The 8,739-nt window shown below is 36.8% G+C and carries 6 protein-coding genes and 5 pseudogenes; 8 read left to right on the forward strand and 3 right to left on the reverse strand.

Going from position 1 to position 8,739, the window contains the following annotated elements; genetic code table 11:
- Window positions 1-332 precede the first annotated feature (332 nt).
- From IHO13_RS01695 to IHO13_RS01705, 3 genes are all read right to left on the reverse strand, one after another.
- Entirely contained in the window at window positions 333-554 is a 222-nt protein-coding gene (locus IHO13_RS01695; protein ID WP_225537987.1) for a hypothetical protein, read from the reverse strand.
- Between the two features lie 124 nt (window positions 555-678).
- Complete coding sequence (locus tag IHO13_RS01700; RefSeq protein ID WP_225537988.1) at window positions 679-1,008, reverse strand: hypothetical protein; 330 nt, start codon at window positions 1,006-1,008, stop codon at window positions 679-681.
- Between the two features lie 63 nt (window positions 1,009-1,071).
- Complete coding sequence (locus IHO13_RS01705) at window positions 1,072-3,555, reverse strand: valine--tRNA ligase (protein WP_225537989.1); 2,484 nt, start codon at window positions 3,553-3,555, stop codon at window positions 1,072-1,074.
- A gap of 146 nt (window positions 3,556-3,701) precedes the next feature.
- Between IHO13_RS01705 and IHO13_RS01710 the strand changes: the two genes are divergently transcribed.
- The 8 genes and pseudogenes from IHO13_RS01710 (at window position 3,702) to IHO13_RS05960 (ending at window position 8,675) form a co-directional block, all read left to right on the forward strand.
- On the forward strand, window positions 3,702-4,502 hold the full coding sequence (locus tag IHO13_RS01710; RefSeq protein ID WP_225537990.1) for a coiled-coil domain-containing protein: 801 nt from the start codon (window positions 3,702-3,704) through the stop codon (window positions 4,500-4,502).
- Between the two features lie 87 nt (window positions 4,503-4,589).
- A pseudogene (locus tag IHO13_RS01715) lies at window positions 4,590-4,771 on the forward strand (PD-(D/E)XK nuclease family transposase); the annotation flags it as partial.
- Between the two features lie 936 nt (window positions 4,772-5,707).
- Window positions 5,708-6,094 (forward strand): reverse transcriptase domain-containing protein, encoded by a 387-nt coding sequence (locus IHO13_RS01720; protein WP_225537991.1) that lies wholly within the window; start codon window positions 5,708-5,710, stop codon window positions 6,092-6,094.
- Window positions 6,094-6,270, forward strand: coding sequence for a hypothetical protein (locus IHO13_RS01725; protein WP_225537992.1), 177 nt, complete (start codon window positions 6,094-6,096; stop codon window positions 6,268-6,270). Before IHO13_RS01720 ends, IHO13_RS01725 begins: the two co-directional genes overlap by 1 nt.
- A gap of 352 nt (window positions 6,271-6,622) precedes the next feature.
- Window positions 6,623-6,670, forward strand: a pseudogene (locus tag IHO13_RS05730) (hypothetical protein); the annotation flags it as partial.
- A 252-nt stretch (window positions 6,671-6,922) separates the two neighbouring features.
- Window positions 6,923-7,785, forward strand: a pseudogene (locus IHO13_RS01735) (Rpn family recombination-promoting nuclease/putative transposase).
- A gap of 330 nt (window positions 7,786-8,115) precedes the next feature.
- A pseudogene (locus IHO13_RS05955) lies at window positions 8,116-8,163 on the forward strand (hypothetical protein); the annotation flags it as partial.
- Between the two features lie 119 nt (window positions 8,164-8,282).
- A pseudogene (locus tag IHO13_RS05960) lies at window positions 8,283-8,675 on the forward strand (transposase).
- The last annotated feature ends 64 nt before the right edge of the window (window positions 8,676-8,739 follow it).

The following is an 8,739-nucleotide window of genomic DNA, read 5'->3' on the forward strand; positions in this document are numbered from 1 at the left end:
TTTTGTTGGTCTAACTCGCTCTCCAAATCTTCTATACTTTTTGATTGCTGACGTAACATAGCTTGCAAATTTTGTATTTCTGCTTGTTTATTACAACTAGCACGATATGCACTGTCTATTTCCTATGATCAACATCAGCATATTGTTTTGCCTTTTCTAGTTCTTTTTTAACACGACTATTCTCTTGAGAAAGCCGCTTATTTTCACTCTTTAGTCTATCCAATTCTACTTGCAATTCTTCTTTCTCCTCATCCCATTTTTATTTTTTGGTTTTTCATACATAAATATCGCTTATTTCCCTTTTCAGTTTTCCTGTACATTCTTTTTTTTAGCTAAGTTACTTTCTTCTTTTCGTAACTGTTTACATAAACGGAAGTTTTAAGGTGCAATGATTTCTTCATTTGTGCATAGCGTAATTCCTTCATTTGTATTCGTCTACAAAGCAACTCCTTTGCTTGTTGTTCACGGTGTAATTTCTTTTCCTGTTTATAAGGCGCATTTATTATCTTTTTAAATTCGTTTACCATTCTGCATAATTCGGCTATATGATTCATTTTACCTTCTAACTTTTGCTCTAAGGATTCTTTTTCTCCAGAAAGATTATCTTTTTCAGCTTCTAACCGAACTACTTTCTCATCTAATTTTCTTACTCTTTTATCTAAATCTTGCCCTCTTGAGTTAATTCATATAATTGACTATTAGCCTCTCCACTTGTCTACTTGCAGCTTCTCCAGCTTCTTTTTCTAAAGATATTTTATTTTCTAACCTTTGCTCTTTTTCAGCAAATTTACTTCTCTCAACCTCCATTCTCTTATTACTACTAATTGCTCTGCACGAGAGTGCAATCACCAAAACAGACAACGTAGCCAAAGCAAGGATTAGAGGAAAAAGTACTTGAGGAACTACAGCAAGCACTAAGGATGAAATTAACATAAAAGTAGCAAAAGAACTGACTACAAGATAAGGCACGTTGGCTTTTTTAAACAGATCACTTGTTATTCTTCCCATAAAAAAGCAGTAATGGTTGTGTATTCTTGTTAAAATTCTCTTACCTACGGGAGAAAGTGCTTATTATAACTTCACACCTACGGTAAATTTTCCATTTTCTGTTGTAAATCCTGTTATATCCTCACTCCACTGTATTACTTCAGCGTTGCAAACCGTTTGCAAATCATCTTGCACGGATTGATTCAACCTATCCTCTTGTGTGTTTGCTTTTATCGTCAATTTTTTTATCAAATGCTTAACTGACACATTATTATCTGCCTTTATTTTCCTCACGAGGTTCAATATCTGCACAGAATCGTCTCCCATTTCTTCAGAATGCTTATCATAGATAAGTTCTTCTTTACTTGGCCAATTGCTTTGATTATGCACAGAATTATAGCTATATAACTGGTGGTATATCTCTTCCGTAATGTACGGCAAAAAAGGTGCAAATAACCGCAAAATAATGTTTAACACATATGCCAAACCCTGTTTTGCACTCGAGTTTGCTTCGCTACTTACTGTATTTCCATACGCACGTTTTTTCACCAGCTCTAAGTAGTTATTACAAAAATCTTTCCAGAAAAATTCCTCTGTTGCTCCCAAAGCTTCGCAGTATTCAAATTGCAACAGGTTGTTCGTTGCTCTATCTATTACTTTGTATAGCTTAGACAGTATCCATTTGTCCATCGTCTCACTGATGGAATTTATGCTTACTGTTTGGTACTTTTCTGTGAACATGGAGACAAATTTGCTGGCATTCCAAAGTTTTGTAACGAGGCGCTTGCCAATTTTAAATATATTTTCGGAGTAAACTGTATCAACTCCAAGCCTTGAGTTTGCTGCCCAATAACGCACTACATCAGCCCCATAAGTATTAAGTATTGCATGAGGGGTGATGACGTTGCCTTTTGATTTACTCATCTTCTTTTTATCATCAGCTAAACACCAACCACTGATCATGATATTTTTCCACGGCAGTGAATCTGCATGATAATGCGCTTTCAAAATCGTATAAAAAGCCCAAGTTCTTATTATCTCATGGCTTTGACTACGCAGATCTGCAGGAAATATCTTGTCATAGCGGTGATTCGGTAAGTGAATCTCATTGTTTACTGCCAGCGCACTTAGCTGAGGAGTAATTGCACTTGTGGCCCAAGTGTCCATTACATCTTGATCTGGAATAACTTCTTCCTTACTATGCCCTGTCGGTAAATCCTTGAGTGGATCTATAGGCAGATCCTTCACTTCAGCTAGAATGATTTTGCCTTCTTCTCCTTTACGTTTTGAATACCACACTGGAAATGGTACACCAAAATAGCGCTGCCTTGAGATACACCAGTCCCAATTTAGTCCTTCTATCCACACCTCCATGCGTTTTCGCATGGTAGCTGGATGCCAGTTGCATTCTCTTACCTTATCTAACACTTTAGCTTTTTCCTCTAAAGTCTTGATAAACCATTGATAAGTAGGTAATATTTCAAGTGGTGCACCAGATCTTTCTGCACACTTAACAGAGTGAGAAATGCTAGTGCTTTCTATCAAAAGTCCTTTTCTACTCAGGATTTTAATTATTCTTTTTCTTGCTTCTTTAACTTTTAGTCCATTTATTTCATCATAGATTCCAGCGTCACGCGCTGAAATGACACCAAGGTGTGGCGGAATGACATCATAAAGACTTATCCTCCCATCCTGGTCGATGATAATTTTCATTGGCAAGTTATGCTTTTGCTGCCAGTATATGTCAAGCTCATCACCGAATGTACAGCACATAACCAGTCCAGTGCCTTTATCTATTTTGACCTTGTCATCGGCTATAATTGGAACTTTTTCCTCTGTTATTGCTACTGTAGCTGTTTTTCCAATCAAATGAATGTAGCGCGCATCCTCTGGATGGCAAAAAACTGCAACGCATGCTGGAAGCAGCTCAGGGCGTGTAGTTGCAATTTTGATCTGCTCACTTTCTTCGGTGGAAAAAACTATCGTGTTTAAGGATGACTCAAAGACTTTATCCTCTATTTCTGCTTGCGCAATCGCGGTTTTATCAACCGGGTCCCAAAGGATGGGTTGCATTTTCCTGTATGCATACCCCTTGTTATGTAGGTCAATAAACGACATTTGAGAAAGCGTTATAGTTTCCTTACTGATTGTGTGATACTCCAAACTCCAGTCATGACTAATGCCAACTGATTTAAATAATTCCTTGAATTCCTGCTTTGATCTTTCGATAACCTCATGGCACATTTCTATAAATTTTTCTCTGCCAACTTCTTTTGCACGGGTTTTATAGGTTTGTTCTACCAATCTTTCAGTGGGGAGCCCGTTATCATCAAACCCAATTGGATAAAATACACCTTTCCCCAGCATGCGCTGAAACCGTGCAATAAAGTCTGTGTGGCAATAGCTGAATATATGACCGATATGCAATTTCCCCGATATCGTCGGTGGAGGTGTGTCTATAGTGAAAGTGTTATCCTTTTCACCACTCCATTTATAAATTTTGCTGTTTTCCCACAATATGTTATACTTGGATTCGATTTCTTTAAAGCTGTATTTTTTTTCTAACATAAATATTTCCCAATCTTGAGCTCTAAGTTAACATAACTAAGTAAGGACGACTACACTAAAATTTTATGAGTATGTCATGATAAGTATTACTTGACTTTAAAATTTAAGGGTGTATATAATACTAACTTATAGTACCGAGGTTTATTATGGATTTTAAAAGTTTAGAAGATCTTGTTGATGCTTTAAGTGAGAATGGTCATAATCTGAATTTCCAGCAAAAACAAGAACTAGTGAATTTATTAAAAGCAGAGTTGGAAATTGAAGGTGAGCAAAGCCTAGAAAACGCACTAGCTGCATTAAGAGAAGAAATAAAAAATGCACCAAAAATTGACAATGTAATAAAAACAGCTGCGATAAATGAACTAAAAGCTGATCCAACAACAGTTACTGCTACTAAGAATGAACTGAAAAATGATGACACAGTAAGAACTGAAGCTGAAAACGAATTGAGAAACGATGAGGCTTTTAAAAATACTGCAAAAGATGAAGCTAAAAATAAACTGGGAACTGAGCTAACAGATCAAGTAAAAGCTGATCTAGAGAGTGGAATAAGACAAAAAGTAGATAAGTCTGATCAGCTGGAGGCAGACTTAAAAGCTAAAAATGCCGAAGTTAAAAAATTAAAGAAAGACTTGGAAGCTGAAGACACTGAAGTTCAGGCGCTACAAAAGGAAGGCAAAGAACTAGAAGCTAAAAAACAACCGACTGGACAATCAAGAGCTCCAACGCATACTGCTGCCGCTGGTGTTGGTCTTGCTGCTGGGTTGGTAGCATTTATTGCACTTAAACGTACAGTTGGGTTAGATATTTGGGTAACGGTTGGTATAGCAGTAGTAGCTGCACTCGCAATTAGTAGTGGGGCATATTTAGCACTCAAACCTAATACTCAAGTGAGTGAAACACAAGGACCACAAAATGCAAATGCAAGAGATTGTTGCAAAGCTTAACACAGTTTATTGAGCCATAGTAAGCTAAAAACATAGTTAAATGATTGTTAATAATAATCTATAATCATTAGTCTTTATTTCAATATTATGACTTTTTCTAAATTTCTCGACTCTAAAAATGATGTAGCATTTCGGTACATTTGGTACTGAAAAAGTAAGGATATTCTCATTCATTTTCTCAATGATATCTTGGGCTTTACTGACAGGGCAAAAATAAAAGAAATGAGTTTTTGAGTACTATAATAGATGCTGAAGCTGCTTCCAAAAAGTAAAGCATTATTGATGTTCTCTGTAGAAACGAAAATGAAGTGCAAGTAATAGTCGAAATGGTGCAACCTGAAAGTCTTCGGTCATATTGTTTAAAAGGAGAGGAATTCATTCAGAAAGAAACTGAGAGGATTCTAAAGCTTATTAAACCAGATATTTTGCCATCTGAATCTACGTATCAGTGCAAGTCGGGCAACCGGTTGATGCCAAAGCGATGCAGACAATGAACCTCCTCTTGATAAAGAAGATGCTCAATCGTAAGAGAAGCATAAACTGCAAGCATCACGTGGTTGGAGGGCTAGGCTAAGTGGCATGGTGAACGTAAGTGAAGCTTCATAAGTATCGTAACGATTAAAGAGCTAAAGATGCTGATAAGTTCTGACCAAAAGGTAATGTGGATGAGTTACACTTCTCATTTCTGGATGTACGCAAATAATAATTTCACCGGTATAGAGAAGCCACCTAACCCACTATTGTATAACTGGAGGAACAGGATAAGCCTGTATTTCTGCCTAAATGGCAAGCAAACTGCAAGGAATGCTGATGGATGTATAATGGAAAAAGTGAATGCCATTTTGTAACTAAATGGATAGAATTTGTAACATTAATTCGCATGAAAACGAGCAGACTTCCATTTGGTCCCTCGTGACAAGAAGCTTTGTCAACCACTTAAGATAGGAAAGCAGATGATTACAAGTAAAACTGTAAGTGCACCTGTCAACAGCTCTGAAACATAGAACTAATTATCATGGAATAAATGCTAAGAAGTTGTTGTGAGTCTACAAAGACATATTGTTAAAGCTGTTCAACAAGGAAGATGGGGTTAAGGTAAAGGCTTTACAGCATCTTCTCACGCGCTCCTTTAGCGGCAAAGCTTTAGCTGTTATAAAGAGTAACTGAAACAAAGGAAAAAACGCAGCAGGTGTAGATCGTCAACTATGGTCAACTTGCATGCCAAATTTCAGGGAATAAAGCAGTTAAAACAAAGAGGATATAAACCTTCTCTGCTAAAACGAATTTACATTAGTAAGTCTAACGGCAAAAGAGGACTTCTTGGAATCCCCACGATAAAAGATAGAGCCATGCAAGCGTTATATCTGCTTGCGTTGGAACCGGTAGCTGAAACAGTCAGCGACCGTCACTCCTACGGCTTTAGACCTAAAAGATCCTGCGCAGGCACTATTGCTGCTTGTCACTTATTACTAGCAAGGCGCAATCGACCACAATGGATACTCGAAGGTGATATCAAAGGGTGTTTTGATAATATTAACCATGAATGGTTTATGAAGCATATTCCTATGGAGAAGAAAGTTCTTCATAGCTAGTGAAAGGCTGGATTCCTAGAATCAGAAACCTTATATCCCACAACTGCAGTATCTCGCAAGGCGGTATAATCTCTCCAGTACTAGCTAATTTTACCTTAGATGGTATTGAAAAATTATTAGAGAGTCGCTTTGGTAAACTAGGTAGCAAGAAAGAAATAAAATCAGAAATGGAGTAATTTTAATCGGATATGCGGATGACTTTATTATCTCAGGAAACACACGTGGAGTACTAGAAAATGAGGTCAAGCCATTAGTATCATCTTTCCTCCTTCATGAGAGAGGTCTAGCTCTGTCAGAAGAGAAGACAAAGATTACATTTATTACAAAAGGGTTTGACTTTTTTGGCTGTAATATACGTAGATATGATAAAAAATTAATTATTACGCATGCAAAGAAGAGTATTAAGAAATTTTTAAAAAAGCGTATATATTAATAAAAGCAAATATAGGCAATTCGTAAGCTGTAGTAACTAAATCACTCAATCCTTTATTAAGAGGATGGGGGAACTATTACCATTATGGGTGTGCCAAAAAAGCATTCAGCGAGATCTACAATGAAATTTGGTATAGTTTATGGAAATGGGCAAAGAAGAGACATCCCTGTAAAGGATTACGTTGGATAAAGAATCGTTACTTTAAAGTAATGAATCATTGCCAATGGGTTTTCGCTACATCTGTATACAAGGACAGATCAAAAGAAATAAGGTCTGTGAGCTTACTCAAACTAAGCGATGTTTCTATTAGGCAACATATTAAAATCAGGGCGGATGCAAATCCACCTGACTTAAAATGGAAAAAGTATTTTGATAAAAGAGTGAAACGAACAAAAATGTTGGCAAGCTCTTTTTTAAGAGAAGGTTCTTTGCTGTTGGTGCCACCACATAAGAATGTTGTATTTCAAGGAATCATAAAGGACAAGCCGGTTCGAAAAAAGAAGAACTTAGATAAGGGGCTCAAGTGTAGTGTGGTGAAACCTGCATGCTGCGTTTCTAAGGGAGGGAGTGGTAGTAATACTACTTCCTTACCTAACCAGGTCGCTAAAACTAAAAGCTTTGAAAAACGTGCTCAATATTATGCTGATAAGGCGTATTCAGAATAGGCTGATAAAGGTGATCAATATGAAGACCTCAAAGAGATTATCTTTATTGCCGTAGCAGATTGTATCCTGTTTCCAGGTAAGTCTGAATATAAATCAAGGTATACTATTCGAGACTAGGGTATTAATGAACACGATCTGAAAGATTTTTATTTTATCTTTACTGAATTACCAAAATTTCCAAAAACGAAGTAAGATCAATTGAAGAGTATAGTCGAAAAATGGGTCTACTTCTTCAAGTATGCAGAAAAAACCAGCGAAAGGGGATTGGAAAGAATAATAAGAAGTGATATAATAATCAAAAAAGCATATGAAGAGTTAAATAGGTTCAACTAAGCAGAGAAGGAATTTATACCTTATGAACAAGAAATAAAGCGTATTCGCGATGAGCAGGCTGTCCTGCTCAAAAACTTGATGATGCCACCGAAAAAGGCATCAAAATTGGTAAAGAGGAAGGTAGGAAAGAAGGTGGAGAAGAAGGAAAATTTGAAGTTGCAAAAGCAATGTTGGCTAATAACGTTGATGTTGAGACTATTGTAAAATTTACTGGTCTTTTCCTTAGTGAAATCAAAGAGTTACAGAGTGAAGTTAAATAGCGTAATGTATGCTTTTAGGGAGTGTTAAATAGACTGTGTCAAGCCGAGAAAAAAATAACAAATTAATATAAAAAATGGAGGTTTGACATATGGTCAAAAAATAGCAAACAAAACTGCCAGTTTGGTAGATTACAAAGAATTAAAAATAAACATCTTGTTGTCCATAAGAGAAGGTAGGCAATTGACAGGAAGGGATGGTGCGTTAACACCATTGATAAAAAGCTGCTGGAAGCAAGTCTGGAAGGTGAGATAGAAAATCACTTATCTGCTGAAAGTGAGGAAAATAATTGAAGGAATGGGAGAAATTCAAAAGACTTACGCACAAGCGCAGGATCATTTAAGCTGTTAACGCCAAGAGATAGGGAGGGGAGCTTTTAAAACCCAAAAAGTCAAAAAAAGGCAGACAAGCCTACATTCCGAGCCTGAAGCAAAGGTCTTAAGCACATATGCCAGTGACATGGGATACAGAGATGTAGAATCATGTGTAAAGGAAGTTTATGACCATAAAATCTGTAGCAGAGATATCGAGTGTTACTGATAAATTATTGCCAGTAATCAGTAAATGGCGCAGTCGTCCGCTGCAATCAGTATATCCAATAGTATTTATGGATGGCATATTTTTTAGGTCAGAGAGGGTGGACATTGCGTAAGTAAAATGTATGTGCAACATGTTGGGCATAGATCAAAATGGCAAGAAAGAAGTGCTAGGCTTTTATTTAGCTGAAAGCGAAGGAGCCAACTTCTGGTTAGAGGTATTAAACAACCTAAAAGAGAGAGGAGTAGAAGATATTCTAGTTGCCTGTGTTAATGGTCTAAAAAGCTTTCCTGCAGCTATGAGCAGCGTATTTCATAAAGCACAGAAGTACAATTGTGTATCGTGCATCAGATAAGAAGTTCTCTTAGTAGTGAAGGTAAAGATACCAGCAGCGTATAGCTATGACTCAAGAAAAAAAG

This window comes from Wolbachia endosymbiont of Mansonella perstans (genome assembly GCF_020278605.1).
Classification (GTDB): Bacteria; Pseudomonadota; Alphaproteobacteria; order Rickettsiales; family Anaplasmataceae; genus Wolbachia.